Origin of the sequence: Amycolatopsis albispora (genome assembly GCF_003312875.1) — a bacterium.
Lineage (GTDB): Bacteria > Actinomycetota > Actinomycetes > Mycobacteriales > Pseudonocardiaceae > Amycolatopsis > Amycolatopsis albispora.
Genome location: NZ_CP015163.1, coordinates 3,138,160 through 3,159,026, shown reverse-complemented (window position 1 = coordinate 3,159,026; position 20,867 = coordinate 3,138,160). Strand labels below are relative to the sequence as shown.

The 20,867-nt window shown below is 69.5% G+C and carries 19 protein-coding genes; 13 read left to right on the top strand and 6 right to left on the bottom strand.

The features are described 5' to 3' along the window. Window positions 1-666 precede the first annotated feature (666 nt). From A4R43_RS14680 to A4R43_RS14655, 6 genes are all read left to right on the top strand, one after another. Window positions 667-933 (top strand): hypothetical protein, encoded by a 267-nt coding sequence (locus A4R43_RS14680; protein ID WP_113692850.1) that lies wholly within the window; start codon window positions 667-669, stop codon window positions 931-933. Between the two features lie 554 nt (window positions 934-1,487). Then, on the top strand, window positions 1,488-2,438 hold the full coding sequence (locus A4R43_RS14675) for an ABC transporter substrate-binding protein (RefSeq protein WP_113692849.1): 951 nt from the start codon (window positions 1,488-1,490) through the stop codon (window positions 2,436-2,438). Further along, window positions 2,425-3,336 (top strand): amino acid ABC transporter permease, encoded by a 912-nt coding sequence (locus tag A4R43_RS14670; RefSeq protein ID WP_113692848.1) that lies wholly within the window; start codon window positions 2,425-2,427, stop codon window positions 3,334-3,336. Before A4R43_RS14675 ends, A4R43_RS14670 begins: the two co-directional genes overlap by 14 nt. Next, complete coding sequence (locus A4R43_RS14665) at window positions 3,326-4,099, top strand: amino acid ABC transporter ATP-binding protein (protein WP_113692847.1); 774 nt, start codon at window positions 3,326-3,328, stop codon at window positions 4,097-4,099. Before A4R43_RS14670 ends, A4R43_RS14665 begins: the two co-directional genes overlap by 11 nt. Next, entirely contained in the window at window positions 4,096-5,820 is a 1,725-nt protein-coding gene (locus A4R43_RS14660; RefSeq protein WP_113692846.1) for an aminotransferase class V-fold PLP-dependent enzyme, read from the top strand. The genes A4R43_RS14665 and A4R43_RS14660 overlap by 4 nt, the downstream gene beginning before the upstream one ends. Before the next feature lie 42 nt (window positions 5,821-5,862). Beyond that, window positions 5,863-6,183 carry an ArsR/SmtB family transcription factor gene (locus tag A4R43_RS14655; RefSeq protein ID WP_113692845.1) on the top strand — a complete coding sequence of 107 codons (321 nt, stop codon included), beginning with the start codon at window positions 5,863-5,865 and terminating at the stop codon, window positions 6,181-6,183. A 6-nt stretch (window positions 6,184-6,189) separates the two neighbouring features. On the opposite strand, the gene A4R43_RS14650 is transcribed toward A4R43_RS14655, so the two are convergent. Beyond that, complete coding sequence (locus tag A4R43_RS14650) at window positions 6,190-7,242, bottom strand: ion channel (RefSeq protein WP_113692844.1); 1,053 nt, start codon at window positions 7,240-7,242, stop codon at window positions 6,190-6,192. 195 nt (window positions 7,243-7,437) lie between these two features. Here A4R43_RS14650 and A4R43_RS14645 point away from each other — a divergent pair, with 195 nt between their 5' ends. From A4R43_RS14645 to A4R43_RS14635, 3 genes are all read left to right on the top strand, one after another. Beyond that, window positions 7,438-8,514 (top strand): SRPBCC domain-containing protein, encoded by a 1,077-nt coding sequence (locus A4R43_RS14645; protein WP_113692843.1) that lies wholly within the window; start codon window positions 7,438-7,440, stop codon window positions 8,512-8,514. Window positions 8,515-8,549: 35 nt separating this feature from the next. Beyond that, window positions 8,550-9,518, top strand: a complete 969-nt coding sequence (locus tag A4R43_RS14640) for a DNA polymerase domain-containing protein (RefSeq protein ID WP_113692842.1) — start codon at window positions 8,550-8,552, stop codon at window positions 9,516-9,518. Between the two features lie 320 nt (window positions 9,519-9,838). Then, the gene (locus tag A4R43_RS14635) at window positions 9,839-10,246 is read left to right on the top strand and encodes a hypothetical protein (protein WP_113692841.1); all 408 of its coding nucleotides are present in this window, start codon (window positions 9,839-9,841) and stop codon (window positions 10,244-10,246) included. Here A4R43_RS14635 and A4R43_RS14630 read toward each other — a convergent pair whose 3' ends face one another. From A4R43_RS14630 to A4R43_RS14620, 3 genes are all read right to left on the bottom strand, one after another. Further along, the gene (locus A4R43_RS14630; protein WP_113692840.1) at window positions 10,247-10,975 is read right to left on the bottom strand and encodes an HIRAN domain-containing protein; all 729 of its coding nucleotides are present in this window, start codon (window positions 10,973-10,975) and stop codon (window positions 10,247-10,249) included. It lies immediately after the preceding gene. Window positions 10,976-11,081: 106 nt separating this feature from the next. Beyond that, a complete protein-coding gene (locus A4R43_RS43975; RefSeq protein ID WP_236809005.1) occupies window positions 11,082-11,732 on the bottom strand; it encodes a hypothetical protein in 651 nt (216 codons plus the stop codon). A gap of 110 nt (window positions 11,733-11,842) precedes the next feature. Beyond that, entirely contained in the window at window positions 11,843-13,072 is a 1,230-nt protein-coding gene (locus tag A4R43_RS14620; RefSeq protein WP_162788469.1) for a hypothetical protein, read from the bottom strand. Window positions 13,073-13,314: 242 nt separating this feature from the next. Here A4R43_RS14620 and A4R43_RS14615 point away from each other — a divergent pair, with 242 nt between their 5' ends. Next, the gene (locus A4R43_RS14615) at window positions 13,315-14,283 is read left to right on the top strand and encodes a hypothetical protein (protein WP_113692837.1); all 969 of its coding nucleotides are present in this window, start codon (window positions 13,315-13,317) and stop codon (window positions 14,281-14,283) included. A gap of 70 nt (window positions 14,284-14,353) precedes the next feature. Here A4R43_RS14615 and A4R43_RS14610 read toward each other — a convergent pair whose 3' ends face one another. Further along, window positions 14,354-15,031: an MBL fold metallo-hydrolase gene (locus A4R43_RS14610; RefSeq protein WP_113692836.1), complete on the bottom strand. Its 678-nt coding sequence runs from the start codon at window positions 15,029-15,031 to the stop codon at window positions 14,354-14,356. A 192-nt stretch (window positions 15,032-15,223) separates the two neighbouring features. On the opposite strand from A4R43_RS14610, the gene uvrA reads away from it, so the two are divergent. From uvrA to A4R43_RS14595, 3 genes are read left to right on the top strand one after another with little or no spacing between them, the layout of a single operon-like run. After that, window positions 15,224-18,085, top strand: coding sequence for an excinuclease ABC subunit UvrA (uvrA, locus tag A4R43_RS14605; RefSeq protein WP_113692835.1), 2,862 nt, complete (start codon window positions 15,224-15,226; stop codon window positions 18,083-18,085). A 23-nt stretch (window positions 18,086-18,108) separates the two neighbouring features. After that, window positions 18,109-18,564, top strand: a complete 456-nt coding sequence (locus tag A4R43_RS14600; RefSeq protein ID WP_113692834.1) for an SRPBCC family protein — start codon at window positions 18,109-18,111, stop codon at window positions 18,562-18,564. A 12-nt stretch (window positions 18,565-18,576) separates the two neighbouring features. Further along, the gene (locus A4R43_RS14595; RefSeq protein ID WP_113692833.1) at window positions 18,577-19,449 is read left to right on the top strand and encodes an alpha/beta fold hydrolase; all 873 of its coding nucleotides are present in this window, start codon (window positions 18,577-18,579) and stop codon (window positions 19,447-19,449) included. 67 nt (window positions 19,450-19,516) lie between these two features. On the opposite strand, the gene A4R43_RS14590 is transcribed toward A4R43_RS14595, so the two are convergent. Continuing rightward, the gene (locus A4R43_RS14590) at window positions 19,517-20,836 is read right to left on the bottom strand and encodes a cation:dicarboxylate symporter family transporter (RefSeq protein WP_113692832.1); all 1,320 of its coding nucleotides are present in this window, start codon (window positions 20,834-20,836) and stop codon (window positions 19,517-19,519) included. Between the last annotated feature and the right edge of the window lie 31 nt (window positions 20,837-20,867).

The following is a 20,867-nucleotide window of genomic DNA, read 5'->3' as shown; positions in this document are numbered from 1 at the left end:
AGGGTAGCCCCAGCGGTCCCTTGCCCGGAAATCGGAAAGTGTTCCAGGGTGGTTTGGACCATTCCCCCGGGAGCAGCCATGCGCCGCACGCCGAAGTTGCTCGCCGCGATCGCGGTGCTCGTCCCACTCCTGACGGCCCTGGCCGCCACACCACCGGCGCCCGCCGGGTCCACGGTGCTGGCCGGGCTGGTGGCGAACGGCAAGTACGGTGACGTGACCTCCTTGCTGCGCAAGGGGAACAACGCAGCGGGACCTGGCCATCCACTTCATCGACTGGGCGCAGCTGCCACCGGACCGCAACCAGAGCCTGCTCCGCGATGTGCGGCAACTCCCGGCGGAAACGAACCTCGTTGACGGACGCCTCGAACATCCGGTTCGTCCGCGGGGCGCCGTCGGTGCGGTAGAAGCGCTGGGCGAGGTCGTTGCCGACAAGCACGTGTCCCCGGCTCCAGTGGGGTTGCCGAAGGTGTAGCTCGCCGCGCGGCCCTCAGGGCGGAGTCCGTCGAGGTAGTCGCCGGGCAGGAGCCCGCGGTAGGCGGCGTGCCACGACCGGACGTGCACAGTGGCCACCCCCGGGGCTCGCATCTCGATCGAACATGTGTTCTACTGGACGGGCCGGCTCCGATGGGGAAGATCGGGGCCGGCTCCAGCTTCAGGAGGGGCGTCATGGCGGTTGAGATCACCAGCCGGATCACCAGTCAGCGGGTGCGGTTCCGCAGCAGGCTGGCCGCCGAACGCTACGCCGAAATCATTGGCGGCGGGCTGGCGAACTGGGAGTTCGCCGCGGTCGACGGTGAGCCGGAGCCGCCGGTGGAGATCCCGGTACAGGCACGGCGGCTGGTCCACCTGGTACTCGAGGACTGGCGCCGCCGCGGTTCGTCGGCGCGCCCGCCCGTGACGTCCTGCACCCGACGGGAGGGCGCGATCGACTGAGTTCGCCGTTGGTTCCGCGCGCCTGAGCGCTCGGAGCGCGCCGATGCCGCGGCTCCGCATCCGCCACAGTTCGGCTCCGCAGAGGGTCGCGCGACGCGAGGCGTGCGGCCAAACTGCGCGCCCCCTATAGCTGCGACCGGGCCGGGACATTTGCCAGCCCCTGCGCAACCAGGACGATGCGGCTAGGCCTGCGCGACCGAACGTATGCGGCCAGACCTGCGCGGCTGACCCGCCGCAGCCAAGCCGCCGCGGGTGAGTCTGCGCCCCGGGAAGCAATGCGACGGGAATCGATGCAGCGGCAGCCAAACCGCCGCAGCTGAGCCGCCGTGGGTGGCCTGCGCGACCGGAACCAATGCGGCAGGTGCCAACGCGCCTGGCCTTGCGCCATCCGGAGCCAACACAGCTGAGCCCCGCGGTCAGAACTTACGCGACCCTCGGTCACCCTCAGGCAACCCGCCAGGGCAGTCAGCAGAAATTTCAACTCATAGTTGACGGCTTCAACAACGAGTTGTAGCGTCCTGCTCCAGCATTTCCCCTGGTCGCGGAGGTGGCCCATGCCCGCTCGAAAACTTGTGCCTGCGTTCGCACTGCTCGCGCTCGCTCTGACCGCCTGCGGTGGCGGGCCGGACGGTGCCGGTGGTGGACCGGCCCAGCAGCCCGGCGGCGGGGTGTCGGCCGGCGTGCCGGACACCGCGCCCGTGCTGGCCAAGATCACCAAGGACGAGCAGCTCAACGCCGGGCTACCGGCCCCGGTCAAGCAGGCAGGCGTCCTGCGGATGGGCTCCTACCTGCAGTCCGCGCCGAACAACTTCTACGCCGCCGACGGCAAGACCCCGGTCGGCTACGAGGTGGACCTGGCCAAGGCGATCGGCGCCAAGCTCGGGCTCACCGTCGCCCACCAGGACATGGCGTTCAGCTCGCTGATCACCAGCCTCCAGTCCGGCCGGATCGACCTGACCATGGCGGCGATGAACGACACCGCCGAGCGCCAGCAGCAGATCGACTTCGTCGACTACTTCACCTCCGGCATCACGATCATGGTCCGCAAGGGCAATCCGGACGGGGTGAACGGCCCGGAAACCCTGTGCGGCAAGGCCGTCGCCGTGGTGCAGGGCACCAGCCACCAGAAGTACGCCACCGAGCAGAGCGAGCGGTGCAAGCAGGGCGGCAAGCCCGAGATCACCGTCACCGCCACCGACAGCGACACCCAGAACCAGAACCAGCTGCGCACCGGCCGGGTGGCCGCGGTGCTCAACGACCTGCCGAGCGCGGTCTACATCTCGAAGACCGCCGGTGAGGGCCAGTTCTTCGAGGTGATCCCCGGCGAGCCGATCAACGGCGGCCCGTACGGCATCGGCGTGAACAAGGGCAACGCCGGACTCGCGCAGAGCGTGCAAAAGGCGCTGCAGGCGCTGGTCACCGACGGCACCTACAACGAGATCCTGCGCGCCTGGGGCGTGGAGCAGGGCGCGGTCGGCGAGGTGAAGCTCAATGGCGGCTCCTGAGCTGCCGATCGTCCGGCTCCGCCACTGGGGCCGGTGGGTCAGCGGCGCGGTCATCCTGGCGCTGCTCGCGGCGCTCGGCGTGGCGCTGGCCCAGGCGAAGATCGACTACGAGTCGGTGCCGGAGTTCCTCTGGTACCGGGTGATGGCCGTCGGCCTGCTGAACACCGTGCTGCTGGCGGTGGTCTCGCAGGGGCTGGCGATCGTGCTCGGCATCGTGGTCGCGCTGATGCGCCGCTCGGCGAACCCGGTGGCCCGCTGGTTCGCGGTGGTCTACATCTGGCTGTTCCGCGGTTTGCCGGTGCTGCTGCAGATCCTCATCTGGTACAACCTGGCGCTGGTGTTCGAGTTCATCTCGATCCCGCTGCCGTTCGGCGGCGGCTACCTGCTGCACGAGCCGACCAACGTGCTGGTCAGCGCGTTCGTCGCGGCCCTGCTCGGGTTGACGCTGAATGAAAGCGCGTACATGGCCGAGATCGTGCGCGCCGGGCTGAACAGCGTGGACGGCGGGCAGACCGAGGCGGCCAAGGCGATCGGCATGACCCCGGCCACCACACTGCGCCGGGTGGTGCTGCCGCAGGCGATGCGGGTGATCATCCCGCCCACCGGCAACGACTTCATCAACATGCTCAAGGCGACCTCGATGGCCTCGGTGATCGGGGTGACCGAGCTGATCCACGCCTCGAACAACATCTCGTCGAACAACCTGCTGGTGATGGAGACCCTGCTGGCGGCCGCGATCTGGTACATGGTGGTGGTCACCGTCGCCGGGATCGGGCAGCACTACCTGGAACGGGCGTTCGGCGCCGCCGACCGGGCGGGCGTCGCGGCGGGGCCGTGGTCACGGGCGGCGCGCGCGTTGCGCACGGTGCCGCTGCGGAGGGGGAAAGATGCCATCTGAGGACCCGTTGCTGCGCGCGGTCGGCGTGCGCAAACGCTTCGGCTCGGCCGAGGTGCTGCGCGGGATCGACCTGTCCGTCCGGAAAGGACAGGTGGTCTGCCTGCTCGGCCCGTCCGGCGCGGGCAAGAGCACGTTCCTGCGCTGCGTCAACCACCTCGAGCCGATCGACGGCGGCCAGGTCTGGGTCGACGGCGAGCCGATCGGTTTCCGCGAGCGCCACGGCAAGCTGTACGAGCTGCGTGAACGCGAAGTGGCCAAGCAGCGCCGCGACATCGGCATGGTGTTCCAGCGGTTCAACCTGTTCGCGCACCGCAGCGTGCTGCAGAACGTGGTGGAGGGACCGGTGCGGGTGCGCGGGATCGAACCGGACCAGGCGCGGGAGACCGCGATGGCGCTGCTCGACCGCGTCGGCCTCGCCGATCGCGCCGGTGACTACCCGGCCCAGCTCTCCGGCGGGCAGCAGCAGCGCGTCGCGATCGCGCGGGCGCTGGCCATGCGGCCCAAGCTGATGCTGTTCGACGAGCCGACCTCCGCACTCGACCCGGAGCTGGTGGGGGAGGTGCTCGAGGTGATGCGCGGGCTGGCCGAGGACGGGATGACCATGCTGGTGGTGACACACGAAATGGCCTTCGCCAAGGAAGCCGCCGACGAGGTGGTGTTCATGGCGGACGGCGCGGTGGTGGAAACCGGGCCGCCCGCGCGGGTGCTGGGCGATCCGCGGGAGCAGCGCACCCGCCAGTTCCTGGCGCGGGTGCTGCCGTGAACCGGATTTCCGCGCGGTACCTGGTCCAGTTCGACGAGACGCCCGGCTACCTGGACTTCGCCCGCTTCGGCCCGCCGTCGCACGCGGTGCTGGACACCACGGCCACCCTGCTGGACCGCTCGGTCAAGGCCGGGCAGTCCACTGTGGACGACCTGATGCTGCAGGAGGTCCGGGCGAAGGCGGCGGTGGCGCGGTTGTGCGGCACCGACACCGACCACGTGGTGCTGGTGCCGAACACCAGCACCGGCCTGTTCCAGGCGGCGTTCAACGCCACCGGTGAGGTGCTGGTCTCGGCGAGTGAGTTCCCGGCGAACACCTATCCGTGGGCCCGCGCGGAGCAGGGCGGCCGGGCGAAGGTGCGCTGGCTGCCCGCCGGGCACGTCACGCCCGAGGCGGTCGCGGCCGCGCTGACGCCGGAGATCACCGTGGTTTCGGTGAGCGCGGTGGACTTCCGCACCGGCTACCGCGCGGATCTCGGTGCGCTGCGGGAGGTCGTCGGCGACCGGTTGCTCGTGGTGGACGGGATCCAGGGCTTCGGGGTGGTCGAGGCGCCGTGGGAAGTGGCCGACGTCCTGGTCGCGGGCGGTCAGAAGTGGCTGCGGGCGGGCTGGGGCACCGGCTTCGCCGTGTTGTCGGACCGCGCGCGCGAACGCATGGAGCCGCTGCTGTCCGGGTGGACCGGAGCCCGTGATCCGGGGTTGTTCGACGACGAGATCCACCCGGCGGCGGACACCGCGGCCTCGTGGTCGATCAGCAACCTGAGCCCGGTCACCTCGGGTGCCTTCGCCGCCGCGCTGGAACTGGTCGAAGAGGCCGGGGTCGCCGCGATCGAGGCGCGGATCGCCGAGCGGGTCGGGGAGCTGGAGGAGGTGATCCGGTCGTGTGGCGGGGAAATCGTCTCGGCGACCGACCGCCGCGGCGGCATCCTGGCGTTCACCCTCGGCGACGTGCCGAGCGAGCGGGTCGGCGCGGCGCTGACCGCGGACGGGATCACCGCGACCGTGCGGCCCGAGCACGTCCGCCTGTCCCCGCACGCCTCCACGCACGCCGGTGCGGCCGAAGCGCTGCGGTTGACGCTGTCCCGGCTGCGCCGCCCGGCGGTGCCGGCGCACGGCACGACCGCGCGGGTCGCGGGCAAGGTGGACGACGTGCTCGCGGCGCTGGTCCCGGCGGTGGACGGGCTCGCCGCGATGCTCGGGCCGGGCAACGAGGTGGTGCTGCACGACCTGTCGCGGCTGCCGGATTCGATCGTGGCCATCGCGGGCGGGCTGACCGGCCGCGACGCCGGCGGGCCGATGACCGACCTGCTGCTCGGCCTGGTCCGCCGCGGCACCACGCAGGACCTGATCAACTACGAGACGCACGGGCCGGACGGGCGGCCGATCCGCTCGTCGACGATGTTCCTGCGGGACGCCGACGGCACCGCGATCGGCTGCCTGTGCGTGAACAGCGAGACCACCGGCGCCGACGACACCGCGGCGGTCCGGCGCGAGAGCTTCCCGCCGGACGTGGACAGCCTGCAGCGGTTCCTGATCGAGCGGGCGGTGGAGAAGGTGGCGATCCCGGTCGAGCTGATGAAGAAGCCGCACAAGGCCGCGGTGGTGCGCGAGCTGGACGAGGCCGGGTTCTTCCTGATCAAGGACTCGGTCGACTTCCTGGCCGCCGAGCTGGAGGTGACCAGGTACACGATCTACAACTACCTCAACGAAACCCGCAAATGAGCCGCGGTGGCGTGTGACCGTTTGGTCACGTAACCTGGTCCGATGACCGACGACGACCGGGTGTTCAAGGCGCTCGCCGACCCGACGCGCCGGTTCCTGCTCGACCTGCTCTTCGCCCGCGACGGGCGCACGCTCACCGAGCTCGAATCGGAACTGGAGATGTCGCGCTTCGGCGTGATGAAGCATCTCAAGGTGCTCGAGGAGGCGAACCTGGTGCTGACCAAGCGGTCCGGCCGGGAGAAGCTGCACTTCCTCAACGCCGTGCCGATCCGGCTCATCCACAACCGCTGGATCGACAAGTACACCGAGCAGCAGATCTCCGCGCTGGCCGAGCTCAAGGCCGATCTGGAGAACGGCTCCTGAGCGGTGTCACCGGCGGGCCCCGGCGCGCTCGCCGTGTTCTTTCTGCAGGGCCGCGGTCAGCTGTTCCGCGCTGATCCGGTGCCTGCTGACGAAGTAGAGCACCGACCCGGCGGGCAGCGCGGTGTCCCACGACGGGCTGACCAGCAGGTCGTCCGGGGTGCGCACGGCGAGCACGGTCGCGTTGTGCTTCCTGCCGAGCGCGGTCTGGCAGTCGCCGAAGGTGGTGGTGCCGGGCAGCCGCAGCGAATAGGTGTTCCCGTTGCCGCCGTGGGTCATCAGTTCCTCGTAGACCTGGGTGATCCCGGGGTCCTGCAGCTCCTCGGTCAGCATGTGCGGGTTGTGCCACTGCACGCAGTGGATGGTCTCGCTGACGTACCGGAAGTGCTTGGCGCGGTCGAGGTCGCGCAGCGCGACCACCACGTGCGCGGAGGACTGCAGGTGGTCCACCGTGACGGCCACGGCCAGCGCCTCGTTGTCGTCGCGCGCGTCGATGAGCACGGCACGCGCGTGGTGCACGCATGCCCGGCGCAGCACGCTTTCCGTGGTGAGGTCACCGCGCACGAACTCCACCGTGCGTTCCGGCAACGGGTTCGTCTCCACCTCCGGCCAGGCCGCGAGCACCAGCCGCAGTGAGGCGTCGGAGTGCAGTTCGTCGAGGATGCGCTCGGTGCGGCCGGGTGTGTAGCCCAGCACCACGATGTGGTCGGCGACCTCCAGCCTGCCGGATCCGTGCATGCGGCGTCCCCTCCGTTTCTCGATCATCGACGCCAGCTGGGCGAACAACGTGGTCAGCGTGGCGATCCCGCCGACGATCACGTAACCGCCGACCACGTGCCCCCAGGTGGTCTCCGGGTAGAAGTCGCCGTAGCCGACTGTCGAGGCGGTGACCACGAACCACCACCAGAAGTTCGACGGCGTGACCAGCTCGCTGCCGGACGGCTCGGCCAGCAGCATCAGCGGCCAGCTGGTGGCGAAAACGACCAGGATCACGGCCAGCGGGGGCACGCCGACCCGTGAGCCGAGGGCGCGGCGGATGAGCCGGATCAGGAAAACGGGCACCCGATACCTCCCCTTTCGCCGTGTTCTTCCGAGTTCCGCCAAGTTCCGGACACCGTAACCGCGGCTCGCCGCGCCCGTGTGCCGAATGGCGTCACGAGATCATCACACCCGAGCCGTGGCTTGACGCGGGGCACGTCAGGACCTATGGTCAACGCATCAGTTGATAAACAAGTTCGTTGATTAAGGAGTGCGGAGATGACCGGCACCACGATCACCGCCCAGCCCGGCACCCCGTTCATCGAGGTCGTCCGCGACTTCGACGCACCGCCGGAGCTGCTCTTCCGAGCCTCGACCGACCCGGAGCTGGTGGCCCAGTGGCAGGGGCCGCGGGAAATCGAGATGCGCGTGCTCGAGTACGACGTGCGGCCCGGCGGGCGCTACCGGTACGTGCACGTCGACCGCGAGGGCGAGCACTACTTCAACGGCGTGTTCCACACCGTCGAGGCGGAAAAGCAGCTCGTGCGGACCTTCGAGTTCGAAGGCTGGCCGGGCACCGTCAGCCTCGAGTCGTCCACCTTCGAGGAACTCGACGGCGGCCGCACCCGGCTGTGCACCCGCAGCGTCTTCCCGACCGTCGAAGCCCGCGACAGCATGGTGGAAAGCGGCATGGAGTACGGCGTCCGCGACGCGATGGACCGGCTCGCGGCGCTGGTCGGCCCGGCTAGGGGACGGGTGGTCGTGGACATCTCGATGTCGCTGGACGGGTACGTCGCCGGGCCGGACGCCAACGAGCAGCAGGGCCTCGGGGTCGGCGGGGACGACCTGCACCTGTGGGCGATGGGGGAGCGGGCGAACGAGCGTGACAAGGAGGTGCTCGACGCCTCGTACCACCGGTCCGGCGCGGTGATCATGGGGCGTCGGCTGTTCGACATCATCGACGGGCCGCAGGGCTGGAACGACGAGGTCGGCTACGGCGCCGAGCGCGACCAGAGCGACCTGCCGCCGATCTTCGTGCTCAGCCATTCCGTGCCGGAGAAGGTGCGGTTGTCGCGCAACTTCGTCTTCGTCGCCGACGGCCTGGAAAGCGCGCTGGAGCAGGCGCACGCGGCGGCGGGCGGCAAGGACGTGGTGATCATGGGCGGCGGCGAGACCTGCGGTGCGTTCCTGCGCGCCGGTCTGGTGGACGAACTGGTGCTGCACCTCGCGCCCGTGGTGCTCGGCGGCGGGACCCGGCTCTTCGAGCCCGGCGCGCCGATCCGGCTCGATCGCGTCGGTTCCGTGTCGACCCCGGCGGCCGAGCATCTGACCTATCGTGTGCGCAGGACTTCCTGAGCTCCTTGAGCTTCCTGACCGACCGGAGTGGGCCGATGGCTGTGGGGGAAGAGCGCGACGGGGTGCCGCTGACCAATCTGGACCAGCCGCTCTTCGACGGTTCCGGGGCGACCAAGCGGGACCTCGTCGACTACCTCGACGCCGTGGCGGACCGCATCATTCCCGGTCTGCGCGGCAGGCCGCTGTCGGTGGTGCGGGTGCTCCGCGGGCGGGCGCCGTTCATGCAGAAGAACGTTCCGAAGAACACACCGGAGTGGGTGAAGACGGTGGCGTTGTGGGCGGACAGCTCGAAGCGCGAGGTCTCCTACGCGCTCTGCGACGACCGGCCGACGCTGCTGTGGTTCGCCAACCAGCGCGCGGTCGAGTACCACCCGACGCTCAGCCTCGCCGAGCGGCGCGTGCACCCGACGCACCTGGTGCTCGACCTGGACCCGCCGGCCGGCGACGACTTCGACGTGGTGGTGCGGGCCGCGTTCCTGGTCCGGGAGGCACTGGCGAACGACGGCCTGCGGGGCTTGGTGAAGACCAGCGGTTCGAAGGGCGTGCACATCTTCGTGCCGCTGGCGCCGGACCAGGCCATCGACGACGTCGCCGCGGCGACCCGCGCGCTGGCGGCGCGGGCCGAGCGCATCGACCCGGTGCTGGCCACCACCGCGTTCATCCGCGAAGACCGCGAGGGCAAGGTTTTCCTGGACTCCACCCGAGCCGGCGGCGCCACGGTCGTGGCCGCGTACAGCCCGCGCCTGCGCCCCGGCACCCCGGTGTCGTTCCCGGTGTCCTGGGACGATCTCGATCGGGTGAAGCCCGCCGATTTCACCCTGCACACCGCCCCCGGCTTGCTGGGTGATGCCGACCCGTGGGCGGAGCAGATGCCGGAACCGCAGCGCTTGCCCGCGGACCTGGTCGAAGAGGGCCACACCATCCCGATCGCCAGGGTCCAGGCCATGCACGAAGGAAAACGCCGAGCCCGAGCCCGCCGCGACGATGATCCGGTCGCTCAGTGACCGTGGCGGCTGAGCCAGTGCGGGGTGCAGCAGAATTCGCAGGGCTCCACCTCGCCGGGATTCACCGAAGCCCAGACGCCTCCTGTGCGATGAGCCTGGTGGCGTGCCGTTATCGTCGGGCCACGGTAATGCGAAGATCTTTCTTCGTGGCCGGGACGGCGGAATTTCGCCCCGATGCTGCAGGGGCCGGGCAGATCCCTGCACTCGGTGCAGTTCGTCGAGGGGGCGGAGCCCGGCGCTGTCACCTACGTGAGTGGTGAGTGGTCACCGTTAGAGGGCTTTTCGGCGCCACTGGTGGCGTGTGGTGCTGCACTTTGATCATGACTGAATTCACGCGCAGACTGCTCGCACTCGTAGCCGGTTGCCTCCTGCTGACCGCCGTCCCAGCCACGGCCGCTCCGGCCGCCCCGGCGGGCGTCGAGACGTTCAAGGGCGTCAAGGTGCACGCCAAGGCCGACAAGGCGAAGGTCAAGGTCAATGAAAAGGTCCGCATCCGCGGGTCGCTGGAGATCCCGGCGCGCTCGGAGGCGGCCGAGACGGTGATCATCCAGAGCCTGCAAGCCGGGGTCTGGGTGGACCTGCGGTCGACCTCGTGCCGGCCGAACAGCTCGTTCTCGCTGAGCCTGTCGTTCAGCGTGTCGGCGCAGCTGACGCTGCGGGCCTACCACCCGGCGACCACGTTGTACGCGGCCGCGTCCTCGGAAACCTTCGTGCTGCTGGTGGTCTGATCACGGCCGGGCCGGTGGGAGGCGCAGCTCGACCTGCACGCCCTTCGGCCCGGAGGTGGTGAACGCCTGGCAGGTCACCAGGAGGCCCTGCTGGTGGAACTCGCGCACGGCGTTGCCGTAACGGAGCGTCATCGCGCGGGTCAGCTGCCCGACGCGTTGCCCGTCCAGGCGTACTTCGATGGCGTTCTGCCCGCGGTGCTTGCCGCTGGTGATCTCGCAGAAGTCCAGTGACGCGACCACGTTGCGGAACTCCCGGCCCGGCGCCGGGGCGTGGCGGGCGAGCACGTCCTGGTGGTCCTCTTCGTTGGTGACGGTGCAGCTCCAGTCGTCGCGCAGCAGGACCGCTCGCTTCGACCGCTGGGCCACCAGTGGGTCCTCGCCGCCGAGGGTGAACCGCAGCTCGCGCGGCGAGGCGAGGTGCAGGTAGATCCCGTAGAACTTCGCCCCGCCGCCCGCGATCCGCGCGGGACAGGTGCCCAGGCAGCCGTCGGCCCGCAGTTCGAGCAAGGTGGGCTGGTACTCCTTGGCGAGTTCGGCGGGGAGATAACCGACCGGCGCTGTGCGGTCGCCGTCGACCACGTCGACGCGCACGGCATTCGGATCCCATTTGTTGCCTGGCTCGGGAACCAGTGCCGCGGTGACCGGGATGTGGCTGGCGAAATCGCCGGTGGTGGCCAGTCCCGCGGCCGCGTTGCGGAGTGCGTGCTGGTATTGGGATTCACCAACCACCCGGACGCGCCCGTGATCGGGCAATGGCGTCGGCCGCAGTGCCGGATGGGACCCTCTTCGCAGGAAGGACAACACCCTGCGAAAGTCGGCGCTGGCCACCCCGTCGTTACGGCTGGGGAAATTCGCTGGCGACGTCGGCGGTGTCGTGCAGGAGCTGCTCGCTCGGCCGCCCACCGGCCGGCGCCGCCTCGGCGACGACCACCAGCGTGCCGTCACGCCGGGAATCGTAGTAGCGGCCGGTGAATTCGACCCCCGTGAGTCCCAGTGCCGCTCCCGCCGGCGGGGACACGTTCCCCGTTCCATCGATGTCGACCAGCGACTTGAACTCGGCGGCGTCCCCGGCCTTGCCCATGCGCACCCACGCGATGGAAACCGCGATTTCGTTGCCCTGCTCGTCGTTCACCGCGAAGAGCATCCGGTCCAGTTCGCGGCACGGGGTGCGAAGGAAGAACTGCTGGACATCGCCGAAGGAATGCTTGGCGCAGTTCAGTCCGCGCTGGGTGTTCTTCCTGATGTTCTTCATCTTGAGCTGACGAAACGCGTTTCCGTGCTGCCCTTTCTTGGCGGCCTGCTTACCGCCGGACTTACTCACCGAATTGACGGCACCACTCCCGGACCCGGCGCCGACGGACGCCGTACCACCACCGACGGCACCACCCCCGAATGCCATGAGCCCCGCGACCGTGGCCGCGGCCAATCCGGTACCGCTCTTCGTCCAGCGCCCCTTCTCGTCACGTGGTTGATTCCACCAGCCCATCCGATCCCTCCCCGGCTCGGATGAACGATCTTCCCCCGCGATTCCGGGAAAAGCGACCCTGTGCGATCACTACCCCTCGAACAGAGCATTTGGCCGGGTCAAACCCGCACTCAGTCGAGGCTGAGCGAGAAGATTGATCCGTCCGGGCTGACCGAATATGCTTCACCTGTGCCGCGCCGCTGAACCGGTTCGTGCGGTAGGCCATCGGCGAACTCCGCCTGGGTGTCAATGATGGCTTCGGGGCTGCCCTCCTCCAGTGCTCGGTCGACGGCCGAGTTGATCGCATACCTGACCGTGAGCAGTTGCCCGGCAACGGTGAAGGTAGTGCTGGTGCCTCGCGCGCGCCCGTAAGGCGTCTCGAACTCGTTGCGGGCGCGGGGCTGGCGGTCGAGGCGTTCCGACATGACCGTGGGTGCCCAAGTCTCGAAGGCTTGCCGGTTACCGCCGAAGTCGGCGAGCGTCGCCCACGACGCGCGTACCGACGCGGCAGCCAGCGCGGCCGGTGACCACTCCCGCTCGTCGGTGAGCCGGAAGCCGCGGACGTCGGCGATCGTGCCGGCGTCCACCACGTGCGAGCGCTCGTCCTCTCCCTCCGGATCGAGCGCCAGGTACCGCAGGCGGTCGGCGGCGATCACACTCGTCGCGAGTCCGGTGGGCACTTCGCCGCCCACCGAGATACCACCGAGTTGAGTGAGCGCCTTCGCCATTTGCTTCACTGCGTTACCACGTGTTTTGGTGCCCTTGCACTCCAAGGTGCGAAGAACGTACCCGCGACGGGCCGAAGGGTGCTGGCCGACCAGAAGGTAGTCGGGACGATTCGTGTTCACCTTTCGCACGGCATGCTTGGCGCCGCCCGCGAAGACGTACCGGTCGTCGAGCGCGGCGTCGATGTCGACGATGCTGATCGGAAGACGTGTGGTGACGGCCTGCTGGAACCAGCGGATCGCCAGGACCGCGCCGAAGGCGATGCCCATCTCTTCCGAGGTCACTCGCCGCTGGTTGCCGACGATTCGGCGGCCCGCTTCGCTGACGACGAGTTCCGGTGTCCCGGGCTTGTTCTTCCTGTGGTCGAAGAATCCCGCGTACCGCGTCAGCGCCCACTGCGCGTAGAAGTCGAGGAGATTGCTCAGGTATCGCGGCTTTGTCACATACGACAGCTGGTGCAACGCCTCAACCGGCCGAACGCGGATTCCCTGGCCCAAGCCGCGTGCCGGTGAAAGAACCTTGTCGGATGGTACGTACGCCGCGGCCTTTGTCACCTGACGTAAAAGCGTCTCGTCACTTTGGCCGGGCAGGAGAACGGGGGAGTCGACGATTTCCAGAGCTCGTGCGAGGTCCACAGTTCAGTGTTTCAGCTCGCGGCGAGCGCACCAACCGGGTCAACACCGAATGAGCGGTGATGATTGCCGTCCCGGGGGATCGGTTGTACTGTGGCCGCGCGGCAAGGGGCTTGGGATTGGGCCTGGGCCACCGCTGACCTTCTTCACCGGCAGGGAGCGCCGGAAAGCGCCTGCGCCACCGCCTGGTCCGCTGATCTTCCTCGCCGATGCGCCTGCCGCGCGTCGGCTGAAGGGGTGTGTCCATGACCGTTTACTCGGATCACGCCAACCGCGGGAAAGTGCAGATTCTGGCGACTTATCAAGGGCCTGCCGGTGTCACGTCGGCCACCGTCACCAGTGTCGAGGACCTGGCGCTCGCGGCGCCGATCGTCGGCGCGCTCAACCGGATTTCCGCCTGTGCCACGGTTCCGGTCAGCGTCTGGGACGACCGGCGGGGGCGCTTCGACGAATACCCGGCGGACCACCTGGCCGCGTTGACCGACCGCGACGCGCGACCGAGCCTGCTCACCGGGACGCACAGCCTCTGGTACGAGCACGCCATGGTGTTCCTGCACCGGGCACTGGCCGACCTGGACACGGCGGCCGCCGCCGCGCCGCCGCCGGTTCGGACGGCGATCGGCGCGGAGCTGGCGGCGGAAGCGCGTGCGCTCCGCGACGAGCTGGCCGAGCACCGGGAGGGCGTCGAGCCGCCGGAATCGGGGGAGCGGCGCAGCTGGGAGTTCGAGGCGCCGTTCGTGGTCATCGACGAAACGGTGTCCGGCCTCGGCCAGCGAAGCCGGGACGCCCTGACCGAACTGGACCGAGGACTGGACCAGACCGAACGCGAACAGGCCGTGGCGGATCTGCGCCTGCTCCTCGACGCCTACCTGCGGTGCTCCAACGACGAAGCGCAGCTACTGCTCGACGGCTTCGAGATCAGCGACGACCCGGACGACGGCTACCACCTCAACATCCAGGCGCCGATGCCGGGCGGCAAGTGGGAACGGACCGGGTGGAACGTCGAACTCTGCCGATGGGTGCCGGACGACGACGGAGCCAGCGGTGAGCCGGTGCTCCACTGCGCCCTCCCGGACCCGCCGTCGGTCCCGGACTTGGTCAGTCTGCTGAACCACAGCAACGGCCGGGCCGACGTGCTGGCCGGTTGGGCGGAAACCCCGGTCGGCGAAGCGCTGGCCGGTACGTCCCTGGCCGTGACCAACCGCTACGAGTGACAACCGGCACGAGTGACAAACCGGTACGGGTGAGGCCGCCTGCCGTGAGCGGCCTCACCCGCCAGCGAACTCACCAGCCGCGGGAACGCCACTCATCGAGGTGGGGGCGCTGTTCGCCCAGCGTCGAGTCGTCGCCGTGGCCCGGGTAGAACCAGGTTTCATCCGGCAGGACGTCGAAGATGCGCGAAGTCACATCGTCGATCAGCGACCTGAAGTCCTCCGGCGACCCCGTCTTGCCGACCCCGCCGGGGAACAGCGAATCGCCGGTGAAGAGGTGCGGGTGGCCGTCCGGGTCCCGGTAGAGCAGGGCGATCGAGCCCGGCGTGTGCCCCCGCAGGTGGATGACCTCCAGTTCGCACTCGCCCACCGACACGGTGTCGCCGTGTTCCAGCAGGAAATCGGGCGGGACGGGCAGCGGATCGGCGTCGGCGGGGTGGGCGGCGGTGTTCGAGCCGTTGGCACCGGCCACCGCGCCCAGCGCCTGCCAGTGGTCCGCGTGCTGGTGCGTGGTGACCACGGTGCGTAGCGCCGGGCGGTCGGGACCGTGGCCGATCAGGTCCGAGATGCGCTCGGGATCGGCCGCCGCGTCGATCAGCAGGGCCTCCCCGCTGGCCCGGCAGATCAGCAGGTACGCGTTGTTGTCCATCGGCCCGACCGACAGCTTGGTGATGGTCAGCTTCGGCAGCGTCCGGCGGGCGGCGTCGCCGCCCGGTTCGACATGACCGGTATAGGTGTCCACGACGTTCACGCGTCGAACTGTAGTACGAATTCCCCTCACCCGATCGAAGCCGCCGTTCGCGGCCACGTACCCTCGAACCCGGCGCGAATTCGCAGCCCCACCAGGCAGGACACGAGCGTGCCGAAACTGTCGGTGGTGCGACCTAGCATGGGGGCGGCCGCCCCATACCCGGCCGTTCCGAATCCAGTGAAGGGACCTCGCGTGGCTGATCGCCTCGTTGTTCGCGGTGCCCGTGAGCACAACCTCCGCGGTGTCGACCTCGACCTGCCGCGGGACAGCTTGATCGTGTTCACCGGCCTCTCCGGCTCCGGCAAGTCGAGCCTGGCCTTCGACACGATCTTCGCCGAGGGCCAGCGTCGTTACGTGGAGTCACTCTCGGCCTACGCCCGGCAGTTCCTCGGCCAGATGGACAAGCCCGACGTCGACTTCATCGAGGGCCTCTCGCCCGCGGTGTCGATCGACCAGAAGTCCACCTCGCGCAACCCGCGCTCGACGGTGGGCACCATCACCGAGGTCTACGACTACCTCCGCCTGCTCTACGCGCGCGCCGGCAAGCCGCACTGCCCCAAGTGCGGCGAGGCGATCAGCAAGCAGACCCCGCAGCAGATCGTCGACCAGGTGCTCGACATGGAGCCCGGCGTCCGCTTCCAGGTGCTCGCGCCGGTGGTCCGCGGCCGCAAGGGCGAGTACGTCGACCTGTTCGCCAACCTGCAGCAGCAGGGCTACTCGCGCGTCCGGGTGGACGGCGCGGTGCACTCGCTGACCGACCCGCCGAAGCTGAAGAAGCAGGAAAAGCACGAGATCGGCGTGGTGATCGACCGCCTGACCGTGAAGACCAGCGCCAAGCAGCGGCTCACCGACTCGATCGAGACCGCGCTGCGCCTGGCCGACGGCCTGGTCGAACTCGAGTTCGTCGACCTCGACGAGCACGACCCGCACCGCATCCGCGGCTTCTCCGAGCACCTCGCCTGCCCCAACGGCCACCCGCTGGCCGTGGAGGACTTCGAGCCGCGCTCGTTCTCGTTCAACTCGCCCTACGGCGCCTGCCCCGAGTGCACCGGCATCGGCATCCGCAAGGAGGTCGACCCCGAACTCGTGGTGCCGGACGACGAGCTGTCGCTCGGCGAGGGCGCGGTCGCGCCGTGGGCGGGCGGCCAGAGCGCCGAGTACTTCCAGCGGCTGCTCGAGTCGCTGGCCGAGACCATCGGCTTCCGCATGGACACCCCGTGGCGGCGGCTGCCCGCCAGGGCGCAGAAGGCCGTGCTGCACGGCGTCAACGAGCAGGTGCACGTCCGCTACCGCAACCGCTACGGCCGCCAGCGCTCCTACTACGCCAACTTCGAGGGCGTCATCCCGTTCCTCGAACGCCGCCAGGAGCAGACCGAGTCCGAGTACATGCGCGAGCGGTACGAGGGCTACATGCGCGAGGTGCCGTGCCCGGCCTGCCAGGGCACCCGCCTCAAGCCGGAGATCCTCGCGGTCACCCTGGAGCACCGCACGCACGGCCCGCGCTCGATCGCCGAGGTCTGCGCGCTGTCGGTGGACGAGGCTTCGGAGTTCCTCAACGGCCTGGCCCTCGGCAAGCGCGAGGCGATGATCGCCGGCGCGGTGCTCAAGGAAATCCAGGCCCGGTTGCAGTTCCTGCTCGACGTCGGCCTCGACTACCTCTCGCTGGACCGCGCCTCCGGCACGCTCTCCGGTGGTGAGGCGCAGCGCATCCGGCTGGCCACGCAGATCGGCTCCGGCCTGGTCGGCGTGCTGTACGTGCTGGACGAGCCGTCGATCGGCCTGCACCAGCGCGACAACCACCGGCTGATCGAGACGCTGACCCGGCTGCGCGACCTCGGCAACACGCTGATCGTGGTCGAGCACGACGAGGACACCATCCGCGCCAGCGACTGGGTGGTCGACATCGGCCCCGGCGCCGGCGAGCACGGCGGCCACATCGTCCACAGTGGACCGTACAAGAAGCTGCTGAAGAATAAGCAGTCGCTGACCGGGGACTACCTGTCGCGGCGCCGCGAGATCGAGGTGCCGCAGATCCGGCGCCCGATCGACCGCAAGCGCCAGCTGACCGTGGTCGGCGCACGTGAGCACAACCTGCGCGGACTGGAGGTGTCCTTCCCGCTGGGCTGCCTGGTCTCGGTCACCGGTGTCTCCGGTTCCGGGAAGTCCACCCTGGTCAACGACATCCTGGCCACCGTGCTGGCGAACAAGCTCAACGGCGCCCGCCAGGTGCCCGGCCGGCACACCCGGATCAAGGGCCTGGACAACGTGGACAAGCTGGTGCGGGTGGACCAGTCGCCGATCGGCCGCACCCCGCGGTCGAACCCGGCCACCTACACCGGCGTGTGGGACCACGTGCGCAAGCTGTTCGCGGCCACCACCGAGGCCAAGGTGCGCGGCTACCAGCCGGGCCGGTTCTCGTTCAACGTCAAGGGCGGCCGCTGCGAGGCGTGCGCCGGTGACGGCACGATCAAGATCGAGATGAACTTCCTGCCGGACGTCTACGTGCCGTGCGAGGTGTGCAAGGGCGCGCGGTACAACCGCGAGACGCTCGAGGTGCACTACAAGGGCAAGACCGTCTCGGACGTGCTGGACATGCCGATCGAGGAGGCCGCGGAGTTCTTCGAGCCGATCAAGGCGATCCACCGCCACCTGCAGACCCTGGTCGACGTCGGCCTCGGGTACGTCCGGCTCGGGCAGCCGGCGCCGACGCTGTCCGGTGGTGAGGCGCAGCGCGTCAAGCTGGCCAGCGAGCTGCAGAAGCGGTCCACCGGCAAGACGGTCTACATCCTGGACGAGCCGACCACCGGGCTGCACTTCGAGGACATCCGCAAGCTGCTCGGGGTGATCAACGGCCTGGTGGACAAGGGCAACTCGGTGATCGTGATCGAGCACAACCTGGATGTGATCAAGACCTCCGACTGGCTGATCGACATGGGCCCCGAAGGTGGGTCCGGCGGTGGCACGGTGGTCGCGCAGGGTACACCGGAGCAGGTGGCCGAGACCGAAGGCAGCTACACCGGGGAGTTCCTTCGGGAAATCCTCACCGCGGGCTGACCGGTGGCGTCCATAATGGCCGCGTGCGGCTGAACGACTACCGGTTCCGCGACACCTGGCTGGTCGGGGCCCCGGTCCGCCCGGTGTTCGCCACCCTGGTCGATCTCGGTGCCTATCCCCAGTGGTGGCCCGACGTGCGGTCGGTGCGGCAGGTGGACGACCACACCGCGGAGCTGGTGTGCCGCGCGCGGCTGCCCTACGCGCTGACGATCACCATGACCAGGGCCGAGGAGAACGAGCGCGACGGCAGGCTGCGCGTCGACCTGCACGGTGATCTGGTGGGCACGCTCGGCTGCCTGCTCTCCGCGCAGGACGGCGCCACGCGGCTGGACATCACCCAGCACGTGGTGGCGGAAAAACCGCTGCTGCGGTGGCTGTCGCCGGTGGCGGCCCCGGTGTTCCGGGCCAACCACGCGCTGATGATGCGCCGCGGCAGGCGAGGGCTGGTGCAACGGTTGGGCGCGCACGCCGGAAAGTGATTGACTGGTTCCATGGGGAGAATCGGTCATTTCACCACGGTCGAGGGGCGGTCCCGGTACTTCGCCGCGTACGAAGCGGCGATGCGGGAGTGCCCGGGGGTGCGCGCGGAACGGGACGTGCCCAGCCGGTACGGCACGGTGCGCGTCTACCGCTACGGCGATTCCGGGCGTCCGCCGATCGTGCTGCTGCACGGCTCGCACGCCAGCTCGGCGATGTGGGCGCCCAACCTGCCGGGGCTGGTCGCCGAGCGCACCGTCTACACGGTGGACACGCTCGGCGAGCCGGGCGCGAGCGTGCAGACCGTGCCGATGCGCGACGGTGCCGACCGCGCGCGTGCGCTGGAGGACGTGTTCGAGGAGCTGGGCCTGACCGGCTTCCACTTGGCGGGACTGTCCGCGGGCGGCTGGCAGACGCTGAACCAGGCACGGCATTTCCCTGGCCGGCTCGCGTCGATCGCGTTGTTCGACCCTGCCAACACGCTCGGCAAGCTGACCAGGCGGTTCTTCGCCGGGGCGCTGGCCGCGCACCTGCTGCCCGGCGACGCGGCGATGAAGCGGTTCCTGAGCTGGACCGCGGGCGGCGGCTCGTGGCCGGAGGTGCCCTCGACGCGGGTGCTGCTCGCCGGGATGACCGAGTTCCAGTCTGGCCTGCCGTTCCTCGGTTATCCGGGTGACGACGTGCTGCGGGCGGTCGAGGTGCCGGTGCTGGTGCTGATCGGCGGGCGAAGCGTGGTGCACGACCCCGAGGCGGCGGCCGAGCGTGCGCGGACGCTGTTCCGGGACGCCGAGGTGGAGCTGTGGCCGGAGGCGACGCACGCGCTGATCGGTGAGCAGCCGGAGCGGGCGGTCCAGCGCCTGCTGGAGTTCGCCGCCAAGCACGACTGACGCGGTTGCGAGCCTTGGGGGAAGCTCGCAACCGCGTCAGTTCGCGGCGGGTGGGGCCGGGGCGCCCCTAGTTCACCGCCGCCGGTTCCCGCCGCGGTGTGGCTTCGTCACCGCCGGCGGGTTTGTGGTCGTCGACCAGGGTGGCTTCGTTGAACGGGTCCTGCCCGTCGAACACCCGCCGCGCCTGGCCGCGGTCGAACTCCTTGGTCCACGAGCCGATCAGCACGGTGGCCACCGCGTTGCCGGCGAAGTTGGTCACCGCGCGGGCCTCGGACATGAACCGGTCGATGCCGAGGATGAAGCCGACGCCGTCGACCAGCTCGGGCCGGTGCGACTGGAGGCCACCGGCGAGCGTGGCGATGCCGGCGCCGCTGACCCCGGCCGCGCCCTTCGACGCGATGATCATGAACACCAGCAGGGAGATCTGCTCGCTGACCGGCAGCGGGCTGCCCTGCGCGGTGGCGATGAACAGGGTCGCCATGGTCAGGTAGATCGCGGTGCCGTCGAGGTTGAACGAGTACCCGGTGGGCACGGTGATGCCGACGACCGGCTTGCTCACCCCGAGGTGCTCCATCTTCGCGATCAGCCGGGGCAGCGCCGATTCCGACGACGAGGTCGACACGATCAGCAGGAACTCGCGGCCGAGGTAGCGCAGCAGCGAGAACAGGTTGACCCGCGCGCCGAACCACAGCACCGAGCCGAGCACCACAAAAACGAACAGCAGGCAGGTGGCGTAGAAACCGAGCATGATCACCGCGAGGCTCTTCAGCGCGTCCCAGCCGGTTTCGCCGACCACCGCGGCGATCGCGCCGAACGCGCCGACCGGCGCGGCCCACATGATCATCGCCAGGATGCGGAAGACCAGCCGCTGGATGTGCTCGATGCCCCGCAGCACCGGCTCACCGGCGCGGCCCATCTTCTGCAGCGCGAACCCGGCGAGCAGCGCGACCAGCAGGGTCTGCAGCACCGAGCCTTCGGTGAACGCCGAGACCAGGCTCTCCGGGATGATGCCGAGCAGGAAGTCGACGGTGCCCTCGGAGCCCTCCGCCTGCTGCTGCGCCTTCGCGGCGGCCTCCGGCGACAGGCTCAAGCCCTCACCGGGGTGCAGGATGTTCCCGACCACCAGGCCGATGCCCAGCGCGAAGGTGGACATCGCGAGGAAGTAGACGATGGCCATCAGGCCGACCTTGCCCACGCTGGCGGCCTTGGCCACCGAGCCGATGCCGAGCACGATGGTGCAGAAGATGATCGGCGAGATCATCATCTTGATCAGGTTCACGAACCCGGTGCCGAGCGGCTTGAGCTCCTTGGCCACGTCCGGGGCGGCGAAGCCGACGATCACGCCGAGCACGACGGCGGCGATCACCGCGAGATAGAGGTAGTGCATCCGATCCCGGCGCTTGCCGGGCGGAGCCGAG

What these genes read in the sequence shown, in the direction of transcription:
- A4R43_RS14680 (WP_113692850.1), top strand. Translation starts at nt 667, where the DNA reads ATGGCGGTTGAGATCACCAGCCGGATCACCAGTCAGCGGGTGCGGTTC.
- A4R43_RS14675 (WP_113692849.1), top strand. Translation starts at nt 1,488, where the DNA reads ATGCCCGCTCGAAAACTTGTGCCTGCGTTCGCACTGCTCGCGCTCGCT.
- A4R43_RS14670 (WP_113692848.1), top strand. Translation starts at nt 2,425, where the DNA reads ATGGCGGCTCCTGAGCTGCCGATCGTCCGGCTCCGCCACTGGGGCCGG.
- A4R43_RS14665 (WP_113692847.1), top strand. Translation starts at nt 3,326, where the DNA reads ATGCCATCTGAGGACCCGTTGCTGCGCGCGGTCGGCGTGCGCAAACGC.
- A4R43_RS14655 (WP_113692845.1), top strand. Translation starts at nt 5,863, where the DNA reads ATGACCGACGACGACCGGGTGTTCAAGGCGCTCGCCGACCCGACGCGC.
- A4R43_RS14645 (WP_113692843.1), top strand. Translation starts at nt 7,438, where the DNA reads ATGACCGGCACCACGATCACCGCCCAGCCCGGCACCCCGTTCATCGAG.
- A4R43_RS14640 (WP_113692842.1), top strand. Translation starts at nt 8,550, where the DNA reads ATGGCTGTGGGGGAAGAGCGCGACGGGGTGCCGCTGACCAATCTGGAC.
- A4R43_RS14635 (WP_113692841.1), top strand. Translation starts at nt 9,839, where the DNA reads ATGACTGAATTCACGCGCAGACTGCTCGCACTCGTAGCCGGTTGCCTC.
- A4R43_RS43975 (WP_236809005.1), bottom strand. Translation starts at nt 11,732, where the DNA reads ATGGGCTGGTGGAATCAACCACGTGACGAGAAGGGGCGCTGGACGAAG.
- A4R43_RS14615 (WP_113692837.1), top strand. Translation starts at nt 13,315, where the DNA reads ATGACCGTTTACTCGGATCACGCCAACCGCGGGAAAGTGCAGATTCTG.
- A4R43_RS14595 (WP_113692833.1), top strand. Translation starts at nt 18,577, where the DNA reads ATGGGGAGAATCGGTCATTTCACCACGGTCGAGGGGCGGTCCCGGTAC.
- A4R43_RS14590 (WP_113692832.1), bottom strand. Translation starts at nt 20,836, where the DNA reads ATGCACTACCTCTATCTCGCGGTGATCGCCGCCGTCGTGCTCGGCGTG.